Raw genomic sequence first — 22,907 nt, 5'->3', positions numbered from 1 at the left:
CCCCTCGCGCACAAGCATATTGTGTATTTTGAGGAAGCGGGCTTTCACAACCTCGATATACTTGTTAAGTTCGAGGTCTCGGCGAGAGCGGCCTTTGGACATGGCGCGCTTCTGATCCCAGTTCTCAGGGGCGACACTGCGTCCGAGGTTCATTTCCGAAATCTGACCGCTCACGGTGATGCGGACGAAGATTGGATACTCGCCGTTGCGGAGGGCGCGGGCTTTCCTTGCTATGAAAGACAAGGTGAAATAAGAATCATGTAACATAGTTTGAAATTGTGGTTTAATGGTTACATAAATATAATCATTTTCGCCCAATTTCACAACAGGCAAGAGCAAGGGAATCAACGCCGTATCGCAAATCCAGTGAACACTTCCGTGAACAGGAAGAAACTTCCGGAGTTTGTTCACGAATTATTGTTCTGCAAATTCGTCATATTTCTCCGTTCTGCCACCTTGTTCACGACTGAACACAATTCCAAACTCGGCTGAACAGAGATAACAGAGTTAAAAACAAGGCTAAATTAACTGTCGTGTAGTTAAAAACTTCAATTGATGTTAAATTTTGCCCGAAATCAACTCCTAATTCCCGAAAAGTGGGGATCTGAACCCTGTGGAAAGTATAAAAGCCCCACTTTTGAAACAGCAAATCGCCGAAAAACGCAGAAGATTAGGATGTTATGCTCATCAGTGTTGTCATCGTGAACAAACTGTTCACGATTTTAGCTGTTCACGAATTGTACACCGCCATACCTCACAATGTTCACTATTCTGCCGGATAGGGGTATTACAAAAATCGCTGAAACTGTCTTAGTTTCAGCGATTTGCAGCGTTTTACCGCTTTGCTTGGTGACCCCGGAGAGGCTCGAACTCTCGACCCAATGATTAAGAGTCATTTGCTCTACCAACTGAGCTACGGAGTCAGTTATTTTGCTTTTGCGTTGCAAAGGTAAGGACATTTTTTGAATCTGCAAAATTTTTTGCATTTTTTTTGTGATTGCGGGGTTAATTTGTTGCATTTGTTGCGGGGTGGGGCTGGGTGGAGGGGCAAAGTGGGGTGAGGGAGGTGAAAAAAGCAGCGACCGCGGGATTGGGCCCGGCGGTCGCAGTCGCATCTGCCGCGTGACCAACACGAGACAGATACTTGAAAAGTGATATTTATAAGTACCTAATCTAAGTCAACTAACTATCTTTTTAAATCAATCTACCATTAAAAATCGCTATGTACCTAATCGTTATATTTATAAGTTATCGTTATCGGTTTTGCTTTCCAGTCGACTTCCACATCCTTTCCGACGAGGTCTTTTGCCTCCCATCCTTCGGCTCCAATCAGCCCGTCGATGCCATTCTTGCTGACGGTCGTGATTTTGCCGGTCTCGTCCACGTAGTTGAAGATTACTTTGAGATCCTCTGCCTTGTAGACCGTGCTTTCATACACGAAGTTGAAGAATTGGTCGGCTGTCGAGGAGTTGCCTATGGCGTGTCCCGGCCAAGAGGTGGTATACTCCTTGTCGGTGACGTCGCCTTTGTATAGAAATACGTGGGTCGCACCTTTGACATTGAATGAGGTGACGTTGTAAGCCTGGTCATCGGGGATGTCATTGATGCAGCGCACCGACATGTAATACTTCTCGACATTACCGTTGATGTAAGATGTCACGCCACCGCTGAGTTGCAGACATTTCAGCCAGCGCCCGATTTCTTCTTTTTCTGTTCCTGCGGAGGCTGTGCTGCTCCAGTAGTAGCCCGAATTGGCGTCACCGCTGTTGTTGCCGTCGTCGATGAAGCGGGCCTTGGGGAAATAGATAAGTTCATCGCGCGACATGCCGTTGTCGGTCACTTTGGTCTTGTAGTAGGAGGTGAAATAGGATGTCGAGCCTACTGATGACTGATGTGCCACATAGTTTGCCGAGTTGCGGATGGCATCCCACATGCGCTGCATCGGCACACGGTAGCCCGGAGGGGTGATGCCGTCGACCATAGTCGGGTCTGAATAGTTGGTTCCTTTATCTGCGACGCGGTAGTAGCCGCCCGCCGATTCCTCGTCAAAGGGCCATACATTGTCAGTCACGTGGCTGCCGCCGCTCACGGTCTGGATATACATTCCCGCCGCCTTCGCGCCGATGTTGCGGTCAAGCAGATAGCGGGTGCGGAGTGTCGCGCCGTCTACCGGAAGCACCTCGTAATAGTAGTAACCCGCGTCGTTGGCTTCTGTTTTGTAGGCGTAGGGACTGCCGCTGTCGTAGTGGAAAAATCCGGTGTGGTACAGGTCAAATACATATCGTTGAGCTACGCGTGTCTCAGCCTCCGTGCGGTTTCTTGGAGTCAGCGTCAGAGTAAGTTTACCCGTGGCGTAGGTGTAGTCATTTGTGGCGATCGACCCGTCGTTGCCGGTCGATGCGTTTCCTGCGCGGGTCAGGGTGAAAGAAAAATATCCGCCAGGAGTTGTTCCCGCGTTAGCACTGACATAATTCTTTATCGCGTCATCGCCGGTAATCTCAAGCTTGCAGTCATAGTCGCTCGTATTTATTTTGGTGACCACATCATAGCTGTAGCTCCAGCGCTCTTCCTTCGTCTCCCCTCTTTTGCCATACATCACCGGGAAGTGGAAGCCCTCGTTGCGCACTTTTCCGCCCATCTTTTCGTGCTGTATGCCAAACAGTTTAGGGGCTTCACCCGTAGCAGCGCTTCCGGTGCCGTTGCCTGCGAGAAATGTCCAGTAGTCATTAATCACCTTGTCGCCCGAGCCGTCGGTAGGATGGATTGTAAGTTTGGCTGTGGAGATGGCGTTGCCGTCAAACACGCGGTCCCATGTCACCAGGGTCTCGCGTTTCAGCCCCTGCCAGGTGGTGGTGATCAGAGTCTCGAGAGAGCCGAGCTCGTCGGTAGTCTGAAATGTAAGCTTGTATTTCACCACTTTTCCCGGGGTCGCCGAGTCGTCGTGACCCTCTACAAGTTCAGGGGTGGGAGCTATTTTGAGCCATCGGGCGTCACATTCCGGCTTCGGTGCTGTAGCCATGTCGGCGTCATTCTTCGAGTAGTATTTTACATATAGTTCGGCGGTGCCGCTGTCAGTTCCGGTATAGGCGATGATGTCGGTGACGCCAAGCTCATGGGTGCCGTCAAACGCCATGTCAAACACCTCCGGCACATGGTCATAAATCTCCACATCGATGTCGTTGCTTGCCGGATGGCTCGCCGCTTCTTCGGCACTTTCGTAGCCCGCCCCGGTCACAGAATTAATCTGCACCTCATACCAGTGGTTGGGCTGCAGGTCGAGATATTCATTTTCAGTCGCTTCCTCCGTCACCTTCCTGAAGTTGATGCGGTAATAGTATTCAATCCCGTTGTAGGTGCCTTTAACGATGATAAATGTATTGCCTTCAGCGTTTTTGCAGGGATAGGTGTATATGGGTTTGGTCACGAAATCACCCGCTGTCTCAGTCGCCTCGCAGTAGAGACCGCCGTCGGCTCCGGCTACTGCATGCCCCTCGTCGGCGCTGTTGTAGAGCGCTGTGGTTGAATGGGTGAAGGTGGTGGTGGCTTTGTTCACGACAGTGATTTTAGCCTCGGTGCGTATCAGGGTCACGGGCGTTGTGAGCAGAGAGGCGGAGTTAAGCTTGCTCTCCACCTTGCCCGACATCAGAAAACCCTCTGCGGCGGGAAGCGTGGCGGTCGTGGTCACGCCCTTTAGCAGGTCGGTTGTGGCGGTGTTGGCGTCGGTGAGCAGATGCTTGGCATTTGCCACGATATAAGTCGTCGCGCTGCCTTGATAGCCCTTCGCTTTATCGTTGAGCATGACGGTGACGCGGGTCTTGTTGTTGTCGCCGGCGGGGGTGGTGAAGTCCTTCACGCCTATCTCCTTTTGCAGCAGCGTGCCCTCGGCGTCATATATCATCACCGACAGGTCGTTGAGCTTACGCTCGAAGGCGGTGTCTTCGCCGGCACGGCTCACCACCTTTTCCGGATCCGGGATGGAGATAGAGAAGGTGATGGTTGAATCGTCACCTGCGGGTTCAACCACATATTTCTCGTCGTCGCTGCATGCCGCCAATGCAAGACATGCTATCGTATATGTTATGAGTCGCTTTACCATTGATTGTCGGATTATAATAAATAATATCTGCGATTGTTAAAATAGCTATTTTGAATTAATTTTTCACCCGATCCATTATTCCAATCCTCATCGCCTTTTTCCCTTTTAAAATTGGCTTTGAATGAGAAATTGTTATTATCGGTGGCAGTAAAATCAAAGTAGTTGTATAGTACGCCGTTAGTCCCTTTATATATACCGTTGCTTGTATATCCTTGGAATCCATCATAATCAGACACTTGGAGATTTACGTTATAGCAATTCCAAGTCCATATATAGCTCCATCCCTTGCTCTTTTCCCAATATATTCTGTAAGTATCGTTGGCAAGTGCAGGTTCTGGACCATACTCCTTTGGTTTACCGGAATTATTTAGGTTGTCGTTGTAATCTAACGTTATCGCATAGATGTCTTCACCATCGATCTTTTGAAATTTGTCTAATGTGACTTTTTTGTTGGCGTTATCACCTGCCTGTCTAACTTGATAATTGATTTCAGTAGAAGCAGGATAACTTTCCGGTAGTTCAAAATCATAGTGGTAATAATCTGAGTTTGAGTCTAATATGCCGGTAGTGCCCCAAGTAGTAATATCTTTATTTGCAAACCAAATATGTATGTACGCTGCTTTTTTATTGTTGAAGTTGGGCCAGTAAATACGATATTTAGTCATTTTCGGTTTTGTGCTTGTGAACTGTGTGGCTCCGTTTGCGTAGTCAAACCATCCTTCGCGATTTGGATAGTCAAACAAAGGTATGCCGACTTCCAAGTGCCCGGGATAACGATTTGTGGAAGTATTGTGGTGGTCGGTAAACATAATGAGTGCTTTTCCGGGAGTGGCAGCACCGCTTAATTCAAATGTCCACCATCCGTTACCGTCATTTCTCATCTGTATACCGGGCCACAACTGATTGTATCCACCGGTGTAGATGCCATCAGTTTCTGTGTTTATATAATTTTTGCCACAATTTGCGCAGGTTACCCATGAGGAAGTATATTTTGTCCCGTTGGATATGCTGTCACGATAGGTTTTGCAAAAGTCGTACTCAGAATTATAATGTATACCGGAATTGTCTTTTGTGCAATTCCAAAGCTCTTGTTCTTTATCAAATATGAAAAATCCATTTTCAAAAGACCCTAATTGGTTATAATAATTGTCGCTATTAGGGTCAGAACTCCAGCCGTTGAACGCTATTTTGCCGGTAAAGCAATATTCAAGTGCAGCAACATAGTCATCTTTTTTATCTTTATCATTCCACGTTTTATAGCCTACGGTCTTGCTTTTGTAGCTGTCGTTGCGGTTGGCGGGAAGCTGGAGGCACTGGTATACATAGATGTGGGGGTGAGTCCAGTCGGTTGGTGCGCGGAAATGGATGAGGTAGTTAAGCACGTTTGGCTTGACGGTGATGGTCACTGTCTCCTCGATTTTGGTGCCGCCGGTGGTTGCGGTGTAGGTAAGGGTGAGCGTATGCTCTGACTTCCAGAAGTCGCCGCCGTTCATTCCTGTGAGCAGAAGATTGTTTGTGCCGGTCTTTTCGGTCGTAGTCATCTTTCCGTCGAGGGCGATAGAGCTGTCCCAGGCCCCGAAGCCGGAGATTTCCACTTTGTCAAGATTGGTCGTAAAGCTGATAGGGATTTCAGCCGAGTATTCGCCTGAAGATATATATTCCCTTACATTGATCTCGATTTCGGTCGGGGTCACGTTGAGAAACGGGTTAAGGCTTGCGTTTACCTCGATGCGCTTGCGGAGGTTGGCTGCCTTGATGTAGAAGTAGCTTTCAACTTCACGATAGCTTGCAGGAATCTCGGGGTTGACGGAGACGGAGATATATTTCTCCCCGTCCTCGCCGGTTACGGTCGAAAATACAAAGAGGTCTTTGCCGTCAGGCTTCTCTGACTCAAATTGAAGCTCTCCGGCATCGGTGTCATACTTTATCAGTGTCTCGACTCCCGACTGCACCTGTACTTCGGTCTTTTCGACATGCAGGAAGTAGGGGCCGTGGATGTCGTAGACGAGCTGAAGGAGCGTCCAGTCTTTAACCTCGGCTGTTAGGTCGAGGCGGTCGCCGAGCGAGGTCACGCGTCCCGTGAGGTCGTAGAAGTGACCGCGCTGCAGACTCTCGGGCTTCTCGGTTGAAGTCACCTTTTCGGGCGAGGGGAGGGTTATGGTATAGCGCAGGGCGGCTTCGGAGCCGTCAAGCGTGGCGTTGAGCAGCAGGGTTGTAAGACTCTTCTTTTCGGTTGGCAGGTTTTCGGGCAGATATACAGTGCCTTGCCATGCGCCGGTAACGGTCTCGGTTACATATTCGACGCTTTCGAGCGGCACTTTATCGAGGGCAAACGAGCCTTCGACCGGCGACGACTCGGCGGGAAGGAGCGTGGTGGAGGCGATGACGCCCGTTGCCGACGCTCCGGTAAAGCTTATCGAGTACTCGCCGAAGGTGTCGTAGGAAAATCCGTCCTTGTCGTTGTTGAAAAGTATCGTGTAGCGCACCTTGGCACAGAGAAATGTCATGTCGGCGTGGACCTGCTTCTTCTCGCCTGGGGCGATGGTTACGATGCCGTCGGCGTCGGCTTCGTCAATCTCGTCGGGCAGACACGCCATCGGGAGTCCGTCGGTAAGATTGGGCAGTTTCTCGGGCGAAAACCGGAGAATCATGGCTTTAAGCTCATCTTCGGCGGTAGCCGCGCTCACGGGCTTGTTGATATAGCTGTCAAGGTTAGCCACGACATAGAATCGGTAGCTGCCGGGGGTGAACTGAATGGAGTAGGTGGTGTAGTCCGAGCTTACCTCTCCGCTTGACTGAAGCTGCTTCACTACATGATTGCTGCCCTTGGTGTCGTAGGCAAGGAGCCAGAGCGACTTTATCGCGCCTTCCTCGGTGGTGATGTCATGGGAGGGGTCGGGGTCATCGCCGGCTGCGCGTGAACGTGACGATTCAGCCGCCGAGGGATTGGGCACATGCAGGGTGATGACTGTATCGCCGTCGGCCGATGCCGCAGGAAGGTCGGTGTCGTCGCTACACGACGGCGCGGCGATCATCACCGCCAGGGCGGCGACGAGGTTAAGTAGATATGCAGGTTTCAGCTTTTTCATCGCGGAAAGTATAATTGTAAAGTTTATTACATGTCAAATTCAATCTTGTGGTAACCCCACTTGCGCACCCTCACCATCAGTTCGATGCGGTCGTCTTCATCAGGTCCGTCGGGGTTATAGGGGCGAGGAAGACCGTCAATAGAAAGGAGAGACAGACGATATATGTTATTGCGGACGATACCATATTCCATAACACCCATCAGTCCGTCTATATTATTGTCATTATGCTTTATGAAATAGAAGTAGTCAATGTAATATCCGGCAGGGTTGTCGCTTGTTGCTGCAGAATAATCAACTGTGATTTCTTCACCACGGTAGTTTATAGTAATGGGGTCTGGGCCGGACAAGTCAACATTTTCCGGTGCATTTATGATTCTTGTATGGAGTATTATTCCTGTTGAGAGACCTTGTTTCTGAGATTCGATTGACGGGAGGGTGTTTTCAGTTATGTAATTCCAGAATTTATAACCTTTGCCGTCAAGGTCAATAGTGAGAGCATCAATTGGAGTAGCCTTGTCTGCGTAATATTTGCCACCCTCATTTATAAAATGTCCCGGTTGAACAGAATTGCCTCGTTTTAAGGCGGCATCAGTGTCCATTATATATCCTGATTTTTCTTTTTCTGTTCCAAACAGTATGGTTTCCGAATCAGACCCATCTGATGAGGTGTGGCGCATGCAATACATTGCACGACTGATATTAATGAGTTGTAGGGACTCCAGTTTGACAGTATATCCGCTTTCTCCTATTTGATAGGAATTGTCACTGTTTTTACTGCCATCCTTATAGTCAAGTCTTGCAACGCAACGTTCAAGCAGCAGCGGTTGCTTGTTGCTGCTTCCTTCCGCGTAGTCATTTAAGATTAATGGGTCGCTGTCAGATATATGTTTGTAAAGTGCCGAGGTAGTTAATCCGGAGATCTTGTATCGTTCATAGTTTGACATTGGCAGAGAACCAAGAGTTGTCAGCTGTATGTCATCAAGAACGCTTATGTTGTAGATAGCTTTATCAAGGATAAAGTTACCGGAATTAAGCATATTGTAAGGCCCGGGAAGAGGATTGGCAAGTACATATAGGTTTAACTCTTTTCCTGCAAGAGTATTTGCTACGGTAGAGAGCTTTAGGGATGTTACAGCTTTATATAAGGATTTGTTGCTGTCGTCGCGTTTAATGGAGCTTTCTCCTAAAAGAGAGAAAAGCAGAGTATTGTCGTTTACATCAGTAAACACCAAAAGCATATTCTTTATGGCACATTCAGCCTCAGTCGCCTGTTGGAAGCCGTCGGTCGAGAATCCTTCGTCGGGAGTCGAACTTCGCGAGCCGGAGTTGATTGAAGGCATGGACATGTCAATGCTGAAATAGACTTCTGCGTCATTTATGGGGATATCAGACACAGCTGTCTTGTCGTCACAAGAAGTCAGCGAGACTGTGACGAGCATTGCTGTTAATATGAGCCTGTAAAGATATTTCATTATTATTAAATTGCTCTGTGTTATTGTTTGGTTGCGGTGATTGTAAGGTGGAGAGAGGTGGTTTTAGAAGTGGGCGCCGTTGATGCGGACTTCCCAGTCGTTAATTACAATACGTGTATTTATCCAGGCATTATCTTTGCGTTCATCAAGGAAAAAGATGAAGTTCCAACGATTTTCCCTATCAAGGTACTCTTGATTGCTCATCAGTGAGGTCTCGTCGTGATTTTGCTTGAACAGGAGCATATAATTGATTAGAGGCAACTTGATTACTGTCTCTCCATCACTGTGGCGGGTGATATGTAGTGTAGGTGATACTTGTTTGCCTCCCACTAAGCGTGAAGTTGTAAACTCAGCTATTGCAGTGTGCCAGTCCTGAACATCTTCGTCAGCTCTGCCAACTGTGCCTGTCGAACGATTTTCGGCAAGATATGGCTTATAAGTAATCTCTCCGGCTGGAATGAGATTATTGTCAGCGTCAAAGAGCGTATTGTCATCATAGATGGCAAAGTCAAAGTCGTTGCAGTCGATAGGAGTGCCGTTGAGGTGTTGTAACGCAATCTGAATAGTATTGGTATTGCGCATCATCTCAACCTTTGACTCTGTGGTCTTGTGGGCGGTCACGTCGAAGTCTACAGCTCCATAAAAGTGGTTGTGTAATTGACGTCGTGCGTCATCAGACAGGCAGTCGGGGTACATCTCAACTTTTAAATCCGACAGACTGTTAGTCTCAGCCGTTGATGCAGGATGGCGGAATGAACTTTTCTCACATTCCATGCCGCCATAGGCTACTGCATGATAGCTTCCTTCGGGAAGTTCAAGTGTCATCCGGAAACTCTCGTCGGCAAGGCTTGTTGATGAAGTTTCCACACTGCGTGTCACTAAATTGCCCTGCTCGTCAAAGACATATAAAGTAAGGCAATCGACCTGATTGTGAAATGCATTAGCCCGCTCCATATTGTATTCATATACAAACCGCAGATTTACTGCCGAGGGCGCACATTCAGGTAAATCCTCATATATGGCATTGCATGAGGTCGATATAAGCGTCATGGAGGCGGCGGTCAATGCCGCCCCCATGATGCCTGTGATATGTTTAGCTATTCCTTTCATTGAAGAAAGTTAAAATGTTGCTAATTTTAAATTGACTCTGTTATAGTTTGATGCCGTTTTCACGAACTGACCAATCAACGGTTTGAACGTGAATTTCAATTGCGACATTGCCTTCTTCATCATCATCATCGGGTTCTTCCGGATCAGGATCGTTTTCGGGCTTGCGAGGATGTCCGAGACCGGTGATTTCCTCTACTTTTAGCTTGTAGATGTGATTTCTTACAACGCCGAATTCCATAGGTGCCATTACGTTGACCTGGTTGTTGTCATCGTGGCGGTTCCAATAATAGTAATACATATAGTATTCGCCTTTGGTGTCATAGGCGCCAAGTGATGAGCTGCCACCTTCTGCCGGTTCGTAGATAATGAAACCTGCCTGGGTAAGAGCTTTTTTGCTTTCAGCTGACGTGGGATCATCATCTTTAACCGCTGCATTGAAGGCGTCGGCATAAATCTTGTTGGCTTTTTTTACATCGGCTGCTGCACCAAGAGGCACTACCTTTTCGCTTTTGTAGAAGTAGATTGCTTCGCCGTTGGCTTTGGCGGTATTCAATGCTGTTGCCAAGGCTCCGGTTCCTTCAAATGCGAGTTTTGCTTTGAATACAATACCTGTTGACTGACCATTTTTTTGCTTTGAAGCAACAGGAATAGTGTTTTCGGTCACATAGCGCCAAACTTTGTATCCGGCTTCTCCGGTCCACTCTGCATTATCTTCATCCGCACTTGCAAAGTATGATACGGGAGTAGAATACCACAAGTTACGACCGGGCTGATTGTTTGATACGACAGGGAATAGGAAGTCCTCGCTTGAAACTCCATCGGTGTAATCCTTTTTTGTTTCAGCGTCAACATCTATAACCCACGGGTGAGTGCCGTCAAGGATTGTGGTCTTTGTGAGGTCAGCGACAACATCACTTGTTCCGTCGGGTGCTGTGTGGCGTAAGTAGTAATACTTTGTGCTCATGTTTACAAGAGCGATACGGTCTAAGACAACGTTGATTTTAGTGTCTTCTTCATCATAGATATTATATGTGAAGTCCTCATTTTCAGATCCGTCCTTGAAGTCAAAACGAGCTATAGAGCGCTCTACTTTTATCGGGTTGGTTGAAGTCGAGAGCTTTATTGGGTTATCTACGTCATGTTCGGGGAGATCTGCAGCAGAAGGTAGAGTTGCTGTAAATATTTCAGAGTTAGCCATCGGGATATCAGCCTTTATAGCATTATTCCAATTGCCTGTTACGTTCACTGCTCCACTTATGCTTGCATATTGATTAATCCAGTCGGTAGTTTTGCCGTTTTTGGTAAGAGTGCTCAAATAAGCAGCGAAATCAGATGAGTAATTGCAAAAAGCAAAAGCCCTTACAGAAGTTTCATTATTGAGACTTTGCAGATAATTTGTTAGCGTAGAGATTGAGAAAGATGCATTGCAGATAATGTTTTTAATATTTTTATTATCTTGGGCATCAATTACAGCGTCTGCGTAGTCGATAAATCCATTGTCTTTATCGGCAAGTACGATAATCATTCTGTTTACTGTACATTCTGCTTCGCTACCGGCTTCAGTTGCGGGGTTTCCTACATTAGTTGCACGACTACCGGTTGCAACAGGCAATTGAACAGAAATACTCATAGTGACTGAGTTTCCATCACCTTCCGGGTTTTCGGGACCGTCGAACTTGTTGTCGTCCGAGCAAGAGGCAAGCATGCCGAGGGCGAGTGCGGGGACGATGAATTTTTTTAGTACGTTCATTGTTTTGGTTTAGTTAAATTGGTTTATTTGAATAAAGAAAATATTATCAACTGTCATTTAGAATCGATAGCATGGGGCGGCGTCACTTGCCTATTATGTGGAAATGGTGACCGTCGCTGTTGATGAGTGCGTCGAGCTGGGTAGAGGCGTCGGCAGCCTGGGTCGACTCTCCCGCGCTTTTCAGCATCGTGGCGGCAGCCTGACGGTCGCCCGAGAGGGCGGTGAAGATGGCGCGTGCATATCGGGCCTCGTCGGAGTCGCCCGCCTTGGCGAGGTAGCGCTCGGCGCTGCGGAGGTCGTTGCGCTGCATGGCGGAGTTGGCGGCGTTAAGATTGGCTACCGGGTCGTCGGGATACATTCTTACGGCGATCTCAAACGCCTCGTTGTAGAGGTCGCTGCCCGGCTCCTGAGAGAGCGCCGCCACATAAAGCTCCTGAAGTGAAAGCTTCTGGGGCGCTGTGCGCATCACCTCGATTATCTCTTCGGGAGAGGTGTAGGAGCGTATGGTGTAGTCGATGGCGTAGTCGGAGTGACGCAGGGCGGGGTAGACGTCGGCAAGGAGCATCTTTCCTACGGCGGGATAGGTCGAGCGCAGTTTCCAGTCTTTGGCGTCGGGGGCAAGGTCGGAGTCGATGATGGCGAGCAGGGCGTCGCGCTGGGCGAGGGTAGAGTCGGCTGCGATGTAGGCGCGCAGTCCTTCCCAGTCCTCAGGCTCGAAGTCGGTTGTGATAAGCCCCGGAGCGAAGCTGTAGAGCTTCTGGACATACTGCTTCAGCGCCTCGGTGCGACCCTCGGCGAGGCGTGCGTTTGACGCATATGCGCCTTCGGGCGAGGCATATCCCTTTATGTGGAGCGAAGTGATCGTTATGTCCTTGTCGCCGCGCACGGAGTCGATTGTGGCGCGTATCTTGGCGAGCTCGTCGGGGTTGCGCCTGTAGTCGGGGTAGATTACGGTCTTGTTGACGGGGAAGTCGATGTAGGCGCTTGCCTTCAGGGCGCGTGTCTTTACCGCCTCAGCCTTGGGGGAGATGTAGAGATATTGCGGTGCAAAGGTCTTCGGGATGAAGTCGAGGGCGGCTACCGGCACGGTCTCGTCGGCTTCGGTGGTGTTGCAGCATCCGCTCTCGCGGGCGTCGATGAGCAGCGTCGAGGTCGCCATCCAGTCGCGGTAGGGGGTGTCGTCGCGGTAGTTGAGCATTCCCGTGATGTTGCCCGACTGTAGAAATATGGGTGAGGGCTCGCCGTTGCGCAGACCATGGTAATAGCGGTTGCGTCCGGCTATTGTGAATGACTTGAAAGTGACGGTGTCGGCAGAGTTGTCGCTGACGAGGAAAGGGGTGAGAGTGATTTCGCGGTTAGGCTTGATTTTGAGGTCGCGTGCATCGATGTCGAGCAACACAAAAAGGTTGGAATCGGTGTGGGCGATGTCTAATGGGTTTATTGTCAGAGAATTACCCCCCCTATTTACAGGGGCGTCGCCTATGGTGACATTGACTGATGTCACGGCTGTGGCGGTGAAGAGAGTGGCGCCGCAAAGAGCGCTAATGCAAAATATCTTTTTCATCATTACTTGCTTGTGAAAGTGATAAGACGATGGAGTGAGGAAATGATTGAGATCAGAAAAGGTATATGAGGCTCACGGCAGCCTTTGTCGGGCCTACATAGTCGTGGGGCTTGTCGTCGGCGATTTTTGTGCCACACTCGGCGCAGGGGTAGACGTCGGAGCTTGTGTGGATCCATCCGATACCCAGCTCAGCCTCTATGTTCCAGTGCTTTGCAAGTATCCATGAGTAGCCGTAGGCTATGCCTGCGCCTGCCATCCAGCCCTGGTAACGGTTGTGGGTGAGGTCGCTGAAGTCAGTGCCGAGAAGCTTGATGTTGTTGTGGAGATTGCCGACATTGTAGTTTCCGGCGATTGCGTGTAGACCGAAGAAGTGACCTTGGAAGCGGTCGCAGAGCCAGTAGCGCGCCTCGGGCTGCACAAGCCAGTGTTTCCAGCGGTGATTGTTGATAGCCCATGCGTTCAGATTGCCTGACACATCGATGGTCCATTTCGGGGCGAGCGGCAGTTCGACGCCTAAATTGGCGACAGCTATCGCGTCGTAGAGCAGGTTGCTCTTGATTGCTATGTTCTGGCTTTTAGCATTGAAGCCTGAAACAAGCATGAATAGTAATAAGACAACTCTATATTTCACTGTTAATCAGGTTAAATAAAAATCGCTTTTCTATGTATTGCATAACAGTCCTGTCTTAACATGGCAAGGCTGTCAGAAAATCCTTTAAAGGGATTTCTATATAAGGTTAAAAACAACTATCTGCCGCAAAGATAAGCGAATGATATTATTTTACCAAATAATTATACAAAAAATTTTTTAGAAAAGTTAACTATAGTTATTTATTGTGCTGATTGTCAGTGTGAAATTTATTGCAGGCTCAGCCGACAGGGTTGATTTAGTTAAAATAGTATCATATGGCTCTGTTCAGCCGGCGGCTACATGTGGCTATGGCGGGCGTGATTGCTGATGGCGTCGGTCTCGGCTGCCTCGACCTCATCATCGGAGGGCTCGTAGCCGTAGCCCCACTTGGATACTTCCCAGGGCTTGCGGCGCTCAATCTGCCAGTCGAAGGGGTAGAAATGGGCGTCGGGGTTGCGCCACGACGGCTTGCGGAGCTTGTAGACGATAAGCGGCAGGGCGACAAATACGGCGACTCCTACGGCTATGATCGTCACGTAGACGGCGGGCGAGCCGGTGGCTATCTGCGACGGCGGGATGAAGCTCAGGCCGATGGCGAGCAGTGCCCCGGCTATGCCTACCGTGCTTACTATTATCTTGCCGGCGTTGCCTCCGGGGACCCTGAAGCCTCGCTTGCGGTTGGGCGCGGTGTGGCGCAGGCGCAGAAACGCCAGATAAATCATCACTACCATTATAAGGTAGATGATGGTAGCCATCTGTGACATAATCTGGTAGGCTGACTCGACGGTGGGGAGCACTATCAGCACGAGGCTCAGCAGACTTACAAACGCGCCTTCGATAAAGAGTATAGGCTTGTTGACGCCGTTGGCGTTGACTTTCTGCATCGAGCGGGGAAGATAGCCCGACTGGGCGACTGCCATGAGTCCCGTGGAGGGTCCGGTGACGAGCGCGCTGATCTGTCCGGCGACGCCAAACATCACAAACAGCGCTATCACATTACCAAGCCATCCGAGCCCGAACGATGACCAAAGCGCCTTGTAGGCTACCAGCAATGACTGGAGCAAGTTGATGTTGTCGGTGGGTATGACAAGTCCTATGACGAGGGTGCCGAGGGCGTAGAGCGCCACGATTATGATACAAGCGATGAACACTGACTTGGGAAACTGTCGCGCGGGATTGCTCATGTCGTTGATGTGGACAGCCTGTGACTCCATTCCGGCGAAGAAGAGGAAGATGGACGCGGCGAGCACGAGGGTGTTGAAATGGGAGAAATCGGGGAAGAAGGGGAGGTCGGCGAGGTAGATATGTTTACCGCATGCCACATACAGGATACCGAGTATGATAAGCAATGCACCGGGGATGATGGTGCCTACGAGTCCGCCGTAGGTGCTGAGCTTGTTGGCGGATTTCTGCCCGCGGAAGGCGTTGAACGTAGCCGCCCAGTAGAGGAGCATAGCCACGACGAGCGTGTACCATTTATTGGATGCAAGCTGCTCGTCGAAGCTTTCGGGCCAGGCGATGTAGGCGAGCGACGCCGCTCCAAACATCAATACCGTCGGAAACCAGAAAATGATTGTCTGCCATTCAAGATACATCGCTGTCCACCCCCATTTAGGACCGAAAGCCTCTGCAACCCAGCGGTAAAGACCGCCACTGCGGGTGTAGGTTGAGGCAAGCTCGGCGCAGACGAGCGAAAACGGCACAAGAAACACCACCGCCGCGAAAACGAAAAAGAATATCGACTGGACGCCATATTTGGCTTCCGACGGCAATCCGCGCAGACTGAAAATTGACGTCACGAGCAATATTGCCATTGCCATCATGGTCAGTGTGCCTTTGGCTGTCGATACGATTTTCTTTCTTCCGGAAGCGGTCACGCTGTCGGAGGCGGGAGTGGGTTTTGTGGTCTTGCTCATTGCTTTAAAGGGATGATTAGGTTTGACGGGTTACTATCGGGAGGCGTAGGATAACACGGTGGGGCTTTCCACGTCGACTCCAAATTCTTGTGCTCGCTGCATGATGGCTCGTGCGAGCCGCGGCTTCAGGTCGTCGGGGCAATATCTGAAATATGCTTCGGCTGCTCTCACGTGGGCAGCGTCGGGCATCGGGTATTCTCTTCGTTCCGGCAGCCCGAACACAGAGTCGGGAAGCTCTTTTTTCTCTTCGTAGCTTATGCGGTCGCTCATGATTATTGTGTTTTGAGTTTTATATGATTGATAACAACAGCGGTAATGAATTATCCGCGCCATTAGCTAATTTTAACAGACGCCTGCCCATGACCCGCGCCCGGCACGCGTCTCGCGGCGGAGGCGTATTTTTAATCTACAGCATGATACACCCTCAATGAAGTAGGGGCGAGTGGAAGCTCGCCCGCGTTTCGACAGCGGAGGCGTATTTTTAATCTACAGCATGATACACCCTCAATGAAGTAGGGGCGAGTGGAAGCTCGCCCGCGTTTCGCCGCGGAGGCGCATTGTTAATCTACAGCATGATACACCCTCAATGAAGTAGGGGCGGGTGAAAGCTCGCCCGCGTCTCGCGGCGGAGGCGTATTTTTAATCTACAGCATGATACACCCTCAATGAAGTAGGGGCGAGTGGAAGCTCGCCCGCGTTTCGCCGCGGTGGCGTATTGTTAATCTACAGCATGATACGCCCTCAATGAAGTAGGGGCGAGTGGAAGCTCGCCCGCGTTTCGCCGCGGTGGCGCATTGTTAATCTACAGCATGATACACCCTCAATGAAGTAGGGGCGAGTGGAAGCTCGCCCGCGTTTCGACAGCGGAGGTGTGTATGGTTGATACACACGCCACTCTTAACAGATATTATAATGGACCGGCTAAACATTAACGGAGGGCTGGTGTTTAATAAGGACAAGCGAAATAATTATTAACTTATTAAACTATAAAGCAATGGCTACAAAAAAGAGTATTAAGGGTACAAAGACCGAAAGAAATCTTGTCGCCGCCTACATGAGTGAGTCAGCGGCTTATTCGCGTTATACATTTTACGCCCAGCAGGCTACAAAGGAAAACTATTTTCCTATCGCACGCGTATTTGCCTCTACCGCCGACAATGAGCTGCGCCATGCAAAGGTGTTTTTCAAGTTTCTTGAGGGGGGTGTGGTGCCCTGCGAACTTAATGTCGATGCCGGCGTGATAGGCGATACCGCTTCCAATCTTGCCACTGCCGCCCATGAGGAGCTTGTCGAGGGTGTGGAACAGTATCAGAACGCGGCAAAGGATGCCGATGCCGAGGGATTTACCGACATAGCCAACCATTTCCGCGAGATAGCCGAGATTGAGGCACGCCACCGCGAGCGCTTTGAACATTACCTGAAGCAGGTGAAGGATGATACCGTCTGGAAGCGTGACAAACCTATCAAGTGGCAGTGTCTTGTGTGTGGCTACGTGCATGAAGGCACAGAGCCTCCAAAGGAGTGTCCGGCATGTGACCATCCTTATCAGCACTATATGGCGCTTGACTACGACGAGATATAATCAACAGTATGGTATATGATGGATAATCAGCAGGGAGGGGCTTCGCGCTCCTCCTTGACTTTTTTTACTTATCAGCCTACTGTCTTGCCATATAGGAAATGTTTTTGTATTTTTGCTGCCTGATTTAATAGTAAACTTGATGGCTAAGACTGACATACCCGCCGAGGCGCCTATGGAAAAATGGACTGAAATCACTCTGCTGCCCGAGTGGGAGGAGGAGTATTATCTCGTCTACACGGCAAAAAAGCATGGCAAGTGGGTGATGCTGAAGACCCTTAAACCGGAGTATGCCGACGATCCCGAGATGCGCGCGATGCTCGAAAAGGAGTTTGACGTGAGATATAATCTCGCCCATCCTCACATCGTGATGATCAATGACTTCGAGGATGTGCCCGGACTCGGCAGGTGTATAATCACTGACGACGTCTATGGCGATTCCCTGCGCAAGCTCATTAATGAAAATAAGGTGACCCCTGAGATTATCGAGAAGCTGCGCCATGACCTGGTGGATGCGATCGATTATATCCAGACCAATCATATCGTGCATCACCCGATAAGACCGGAGACCATCATCTTTACTGAAAACATCGGCAATCTGAAACTTATCGATGTGGGCTTTGACCAGCGCCGGCACATGGAACCTGCCGACATGTCGGAAGACATATATAATTACGGCAAGGTGCTTGAAGAGGCGCTCGAACATCTCGACGTCAAGGACTCCCGCCTTCATAAAGTGGCGCGCCGATGTGCCGACCCTGACCCCCGGAAGCGTTACCGCGACCTTCAGGACCTGCATCTCGCGCTTGAAAGCCGGTCAAGCCATCAGCTTTACCTGCTGCTCGGGCTTTTTGTGGCGCTGATGATAGGGCTTGCCGTCTGGGTCACGTCGACCTACGGGATAGGAAAATAAACAACATGTTGTAATTTATAGAATCGGATAACAGAAATGTCAATAGAAATAAGGGAGATAGCCCCGGTAAAGGCGGAGCTCGAGAAATATGTGAAATTCGGGATTGACCATTATAAAGGCAATTCTTATTTTGTGCCGCCGCTCATCCTTGATGAGGTGGAGACGCTTACTCCGTCTAAGAATCCGGCTTTTGATTACTGCAAGGCAAAGTCGTGGCTCGCTTATCGCGACGGCAAGCCGGTAGGGCGCATCACCGGCATAATCAATACGGTGGTCAATGAGCGCACCGGGTCAAAGGATGTGCGTTTCAGTTTCCTTGATTTTATTGATGACGATGAGGTGGTCGACACTCTGTTTGCCACGCTTGAAAAGTGGGCTAAGGAAGAGGGCATGACTTCTGTCGTCGGTCCTATGGGATTTACCGACATGGATCATGAGGGCATGCTGACTTACGGCTTTGACGAGCTCGGCACAATGGCTACGATATATAATTACCCTTATTATCCGCGACATATGGAGCGCATGGGGTTTGTGACCGATGCTGAATGGGTCGAATACCGCATGACCGTGCCCGACGAGATCCCGCAGCAGCTACAGCGCGTGGGCGACATAGTGCGCCGTAAATATGGCTTGCGCACGATCAAGTATACAAGCGCCAAGAAAATAAAGGCTGACTACGGAGTGGCGCTGTTTGAGCTTATCAATGAGGCTTATGACAAGCTTTACGGTTACTCGCCTCTGTCAAGGCGGCAGATAGAGTATTATATAGACATTTATCTGCCTATATTGAGGCTTGAGAATGTGTGTGTGATAGTGGACAGCGATGACAAGCTCGTGGGCATAGGCATCTCTATCCCGTCGATGTCACGTGCGTTGCAGAAGTCGGGGGGCAAGCTGTTCCCGTTTGGCTGGGTGCATCTTCTTAAAGCGATGTATGGTCACAATGACATAGTCGACCTCCTGCTTGTTGCCGTGAAGCCTGAGTATATGGGCAAGGGTGTCAACGCACTCCTGTTTACCGACCTTCTGCCGGTATATATAAAGAACAAGTATCGCTGGGCGGAGAGCAATCCCGAGCTTGCCGACAATGAAAATGTGCAGCAGCAGTGGAAATTCTTTGACCGTCGCCAGCACCGCCGTCGCGCAGCATTCCGCCGCGATATAAAATAATCCGCGATGAGCAGTCGCTTATCCCCGCGAGGGTGAAACGCGCGGGGATTATCAGGCTTGTTGCTCTTCGGGAATCTCGAATATTGAGAAGTTGACCGAGCCGTAGGCGCGGTGTTCCGAGAAGTGGGGGAGCGCCGAGAAGTCATGTGCCCTGGAGTGTTCGATTATGAATATCGAGCCGGGCTTGAGCATCTGCGATTCAAGAATCAGCCCGGGAATCTTGCCAAAGTCGGGCAGGTCATAAGGGGGGTCGGCAAACACGATGTCAAACTTGTCGCTGCATGAGGCTATGAATCGGAACACGTCGCCTTTTATCAGCCGAAGGTTCTGCACATTGAGCTGCTGGGCGACCTGCTTTATGAACCGGAACTGTGTCTGTGCCTTCTCGACGGCTGTCACCTGACGGCATCCGCGGGATAGAAACTCAAAGGTGATGGCGCCTGTCCCGGCAAAGAGGTCAAGCGCGTCAAGGCCGTCGAAATCAATCATGTTTTCAAGCACGTTGAATATGTTCTCGCGCGCGAAATCGGTGGTGGGACGTGCCGAGATGTTGGTGGGCACGTCGAAGCGACGTCGCCCGTATTTTCCTCTTATTATTCTCATTGTAAGGTGGTTATTAGGTCAAATGGGGCTTTAAGCGCGTCTTTGGGCGCATGGACAAGCGCCGGCGGATAGATTGCCGGCATCACGTAGCCTGTGTATTCGCGTAACACCGAGGTGACTTCATCGCGCAGCTTGTCGTCGCCTGCTATCAGAAGCTCACGGTCCTCGCCGTCGCGCTCTACGAGCATGTTGCGCACCGACATTATATAATAGACGGCATCGGCACTCTCGCGGAATGAGAATGTGTTGGCGAGTTGCGTGCTGTCGTCGGCAAACGCTATCAGGTCAAGTGAGCCCGGGCGCAGGTTGATATATATCTTTCCCGAATGTCCTATGCGGCCGGCTGTATAGAAGTAACGCGACAGTGGGACGACCGGCGGATATATGTCGGGATTGTTGAATGTGCGCCGCAGGAAAGCGAGCAGCTGCGACGGCAGTTTTGCCGCCACGGTGGCCCCCGCCGGAGTGAGGGAGGTAAATAGGGTCTCGCTTCTGTTGTCGGGGTCGTCGCCGGGCATGAGGCGGTCGGCAAGCACTTCGGCAAAGAGAGCGTCGACGTCGGTGGCCTCGTCGGGGATTACGGTATAGCGTGTCGTGTCGACGAGTATCGTCACGTGGTTGAAGTCAGACAGTAGCAGCGGATTGTTGTAGACTGTCTCTTCAAGCCTTCTTTCAGGGGCGAGTCCGGGAGCGTCGAGCGGAACCGCGCGGTAGACGATGGACTCCGGCTCTCCGGGGCGGTATAGCATCACGTGGAGGGTCTCCGCTTCGAGTCTCATGGCGAGGTTGTAGAGCCTCGGTTCTCCGATAAGTTCTTTGTCAATCAAGGCATTTCCCATAATCGTGAGTGAGTTTAGCGGTATCCTCCGCGGTTGTTGAATCCGTTCATTCCGTTGCCGAAGTTGCGGGTGCCGTTGCTGTTGCCGGGTCCGAAGAAGTTGCCGTCGCTGTAGGGGTCGTCTTCTTCATCCTGGTCGCGGCGGTCGTTCTCGTCGTCGACATATGAGCCGTCTTTGTTGCGGCGGCGTTTCTTGGCTGTCTTCGGCTTGTTCTTTATAATCTCTTTTGGCTTCTGAAGGTCAATCGGTGTGTCATAGATGTTCCATGACTGCTCCACGTCCCAGTTTTTCTTCAGCACAATCTTTTTAGGATAGTAATATACCTCCTCGGGCTGAATCGAGTCGAGCAGTGAGCCGGTGTCCCACTTGCCGTTGCCGTTGCGGTCAATGAACAGGCGGGCGTAATAGGTGCCGGGTTGCATGTACGGGAACTCGGCTACACCGTTGCGTAGAGGGGCTTCGGCTACAGGCTTGTCGCCCTTGTCGAGCACTTCCACCACGGCTGAGTCGGTGACTCCGCTTACATTGAAGTAGAGCGCGGAGTAATCCTCAAGTTTTCTGGTCGAGAACTCATGTGTGAACGTGTTGTTCCACTCGTTGTAGGCGCCGATGAAGGCGGCTGAGTCGACGACAAATTTATATTTTGTGCCGGGCGTCCATTTCATGTCCAGCTTGAATTTCAGGAGTCCGAACGAGTCGACGCGTTCAAGCGGGGGCGCGGTGATGGTGTCCCATATCGTGTCGTTGAGCATCAGCATGTGTAGTCCGCCGGCGATTATGGTGTCAAGCGGTTGCTCTACATCTATAAAGAGCGGCTTGTAAATCTCCTGGGTGGTTCCGCCGGGAGCCGACACTTTCAGGAAGGTGAGCTTTGCTGCCTCGGCTGCTTCTATCGAGTCGATGTTTTCTCCCTTTTTCTCCGCTTTTTTGCGGCGGTCGGCCGCTTTCTTCTCTGCTTCCTCTTTCAGGCGCTTCTCTTCGCGCGCACCTTTAAACAACACACGCAGTGTGTCGGTTGTCCACGACAGTTGGTCAAGCGTGTCGGTGCGCAGATAGCGCATCTCGATCATCATTGTATCCTGGGCTATGACTGCCGTGTCGGTGATGAAATATTCGAGCGAGTCGCGTGTCTCTGTGGCATTCAGCCGGGCCCAGCTGTCGATCGGGAGCCCGGAATCAACGCCGTTGAGCAGTCTTATGTCGGGGAGGGTGTCGCTCGGTGCTGAAAATTTTATGAACAGCTTGCGGCGTTCCTGACGGCTGTAATCCTTTAGATACTGCGGCGTGTAGCCTTCGTTAAACCATGTCAGCAATATGTCGTTTGGGAAATATCGTGTGACGCTTGATGTCACGATCGAGTCAGAACCGTCGGCTGCCGTGAGTGTGTCGGTGGTTACAGTCGTCTCGGCCTTAGGCGACACGGTTACGTCATAAAACGCCACGTCCTCGGAGCGGTTCCAGTGATAGTCGCGGTTCATGTCATTGATGGCGAAGATGTGATAGTCGCCGGGCTTCAGCCCTCTCACAGTGAACTGACCGAGCTGGTTGGTCTTGGCTATGCGTTCAAGCGGGAGAGAGGTGATCGTGGTGTCGGTCATGTCGGAATATACACCGACGAGCACCCCCTGTGCCGGCTCAAGGTTGCGTGCCTCAAACACCATGCCCGAGATACACAGCGAATCTATCGAGTCGCCGGTGGCAAAATCGATTGCAAATCCGTCAAGCACGTTTTTCTCGTTGAGGTCGCTGATAGCGTCGGAGAAATCAATCGTGTAGGTGGTGTTTGGGAGCATCGTATCGCGAAGTTCCACCGACACCCTGTGACCGTTGGCGGTAATCTGCGGTATATTTTTCTGTGCGGGCGACACCACCACCTTGTTCATTACATCCTCTACCTGGACATTTTCGTTGAAGTCGATGGTTATGTGGTTGCGGCTCACTCCGGTACTGCCTATTGCAGGATTGCTCCTGACATAGACCGGCGGCTCGATGTCGTAGTCGCCTCCTGTAGGACGCCCCATCGAGGCGCATGCTCCGAGCAGCGACACCATGACTGCACCGGCAAGCAGTTGCATATATGTTGACTCATTGCCTTTCATAGCCACAAATTTACGCTTTTCCATCCATAAACCTGTGCAAAAAATCAACTTTTCACCATGCAGTGAAAAAATCCTG

Annotated in this window: 16 protein-coding genes and 1 tRNA gene; 3 read left to right on the top strand and 14 right to left on the bottom strand. The window is 50.5% G+C overall.

The genetic code is table 11. The annotated features are described in order from the left end of the window. The 11 genes from E4T81_RS14255 to E4T81_RS14205 form a co-directional block, all read right to left on the bottom strand. The coding region (locus tag E4T81_RS14255) for an Arm DNA-binding domain-containing protein (RefSeq protein WP_245207093.1) at positions 1 to 267 on the bottom strand (267 nt) is incomplete at its 3' end. Between the two features lie 580 nt (positions 268 to 847). Then, a tRNA-Lys gene (locus E4T81_RS14250) sits at positions 848 to 923 on the bottom strand. 305 nt (positions 924 to 1,228) lie between these two features. After that, complete coding sequence (locus E4T81_RS14245; RefSeq protein ID WP_135045756.1) at positions 1,229 to 4,096, bottom strand: fimbrial protein; 2,868 nt, start codon at positions 4,094 to 4,096, stop codon at positions 1,229 to 1,231. An 11-nt stretch (positions 4,097 to 4,107) separates the two neighbouring features. Then, positions 4,108 to 7,185, bottom strand: coding sequence for a fimbrial protein (locus E4T81_RS14240; RefSeq protein ID WP_135045754.1), 3,078 nt, complete (start codon positions 7,183 to 7,185; stop codon positions 4,108 to 4,110). A gap of 26 nt (positions 7,186 to 7,211) precedes the next feature. Further along, complete coding sequence (locus E4T81_RS14235) at positions 7,212 to 8,657, bottom strand: fimbria major subunit (protein WP_135045752.1); 1,446 nt, start codon at positions 8,655 to 8,657, stop codon at positions 7,212 to 7,214. A gap of 63 nt (positions 8,658 to 8,720) precedes the next feature. Continuing rightward, complete coding sequence (locus E4T81_RS14230; protein WP_245207092.1) at positions 8,721 to 9,767, bottom strand: FimB/Mfa2 family fimbrial subunit; 1,047 nt, start codon at positions 9,765 to 9,767, stop codon at positions 8,721 to 8,723. Between the two features lie 40 nt (positions 9,768 to 9,807). Then, complete coding sequence (locus E4T81_RS14225) at positions 9,808 to 11,517, bottom strand: Mfa1 family fimbria major subunit (protein ID WP_135045750.1); 1,710 nt, start codon at positions 11,515 to 11,517, stop codon at positions 9,808 to 9,810. Positions 11,518 to 11,599: 82 nt separating this feature from the next. After that, a complete protein-coding gene (locus tag E4T81_RS14220) occupies positions 11,600 to 13,081 on the bottom strand; it encodes a DUF3868 domain-containing protein (protein WP_135045748.1) in 1,482 nt (493 codons plus the stop codon). 52 nt (positions 13,082 to 13,133) lie between these two features. Next, complete coding sequence (locus E4T81_RS14215) at positions 13,134 to 13,682, bottom strand: DUF3575 domain-containing protein (RefSeq protein WP_135045762.1); 549 nt, start codon at positions 13,680 to 13,682, stop codon at positions 13,134 to 13,136. Between the two features lie 326 nt (positions 13,683 to 14,008). Next, positions 14,009 to 15,628 carry a putative glutamine/gamma-aminobutyrate antiporter GadC gene (gadC, locus tag E4T81_RS14210; protein WP_135045746.1) on the bottom strand — a complete coding sequence of 540 codons (1,620 nt, stop codon included), beginning with the start codon at positions 15,626 to 15,628 and terminating at the stop codon, positions 14,009 to 14,011. 33 nt (positions 15,629 to 15,661) lie between these two features. Further along, entirely contained in the window at positions 15,662 to 15,898 is a 237-nt protein-coding gene (locus tag E4T81_RS14205) for a hypothetical protein (RefSeq protein WP_135045745.1), read from the bottom strand. 724 nt (positions 15,899 to 16,622) lie between these two features. Here E4T81_RS14205 and rbr point away from each other — a divergent pair. The 3 genes from rbr to E4T81_RS14190 all read left to right on the top strand — a co-directional run bounded on the left by rbr (position 16,623) and on the right by E4T81_RS14190 (position 19,290). Then, on the top strand, positions 16,623 to 17,210 hold the full coding sequence (gene rbr, locus E4T81_RS14200; RefSeq protein WP_135045743.1) for a rubrerythrin: 588 nt from the start codon (positions 16,623 to 16,625) through the stop codon (positions 17,208 to 17,210). A gap of 139 nt (positions 17,211 to 17,349) precedes the next feature. After that, a complete protein-coding gene (locus E4T81_RS14195) occupies positions 17,350 to 18,120 on the top strand; it encodes a protein kinase (protein WP_135045741.1) in 771 nt (256 codons plus the stop codon). Between the two features lie 36 nt (positions 18,121 to 18,156). Then, a complete protein-coding gene (locus tag E4T81_RS14190) occupies positions 18,157 to 19,290 on the top strand; it encodes an N-acetyltransferase (protein WP_135045739.1) in 1,134 nt (377 codons plus the stop codon). A gap of 51 nt (positions 19,291 to 19,341) precedes the next feature. Here E4T81_RS14190 and E4T81_RS14185 read toward each other — a convergent pair whose 3' ends face one another. From E4T81_RS14185 to E4T81_RS14175, 3 genes are read right to left on the bottom strand one after another with little or no spacing between them, the layout of a single operon-like run. Continuing rightward, a complete protein-coding gene (locus E4T81_RS14185; protein ID WP_135045737.1) occupies positions 19,342 to 19,893 on the bottom strand; it encodes an RsmD family RNA methyltransferase in 552 nt (183 codons plus the stop codon). Next, the gene (locus E4T81_RS14180; RefSeq protein WP_135045734.1) at positions 19,890 to 20,732 is read right to left on the bottom strand and encodes a DUF3822 family protein; all 843 of its coding nucleotides are present in this window, start codon (positions 20,730 to 20,732) and stop codon (positions 19,890 to 19,892) included. Before E4T81_RS14180 ends, E4T81_RS14185 begins: the two co-directional genes overlap by 4 nt. Positions 20,733 to 20,746: 14 nt before the next feature. Continuing rightward, positions 20,747 to 22,855, bottom strand: coding sequence for an Ig-like domain-containing protein (locus E4T81_RS14175; protein ID WP_135045732.1), 2,109 nt, complete (start codon positions 22,853 to 22,855; stop codon positions 20,747 to 20,749). Between the last annotated feature and the right edge of the window lie 52 nt (positions 22,856 to 22,907).

It is taken from the genome of Barnesiella sp. WM24, from assembly GCF_004570975.1.
Lineage (GTDB): Bacteria > Bacteroidota > Bacteroidia > Bacteroidales > Muribaculaceae > Muribaculum.
The sequence above is the reverse complement of the archived record's forward strand: the minus strand, read 5'-3'. Positions and strand labels throughout refer to the sequence as shown.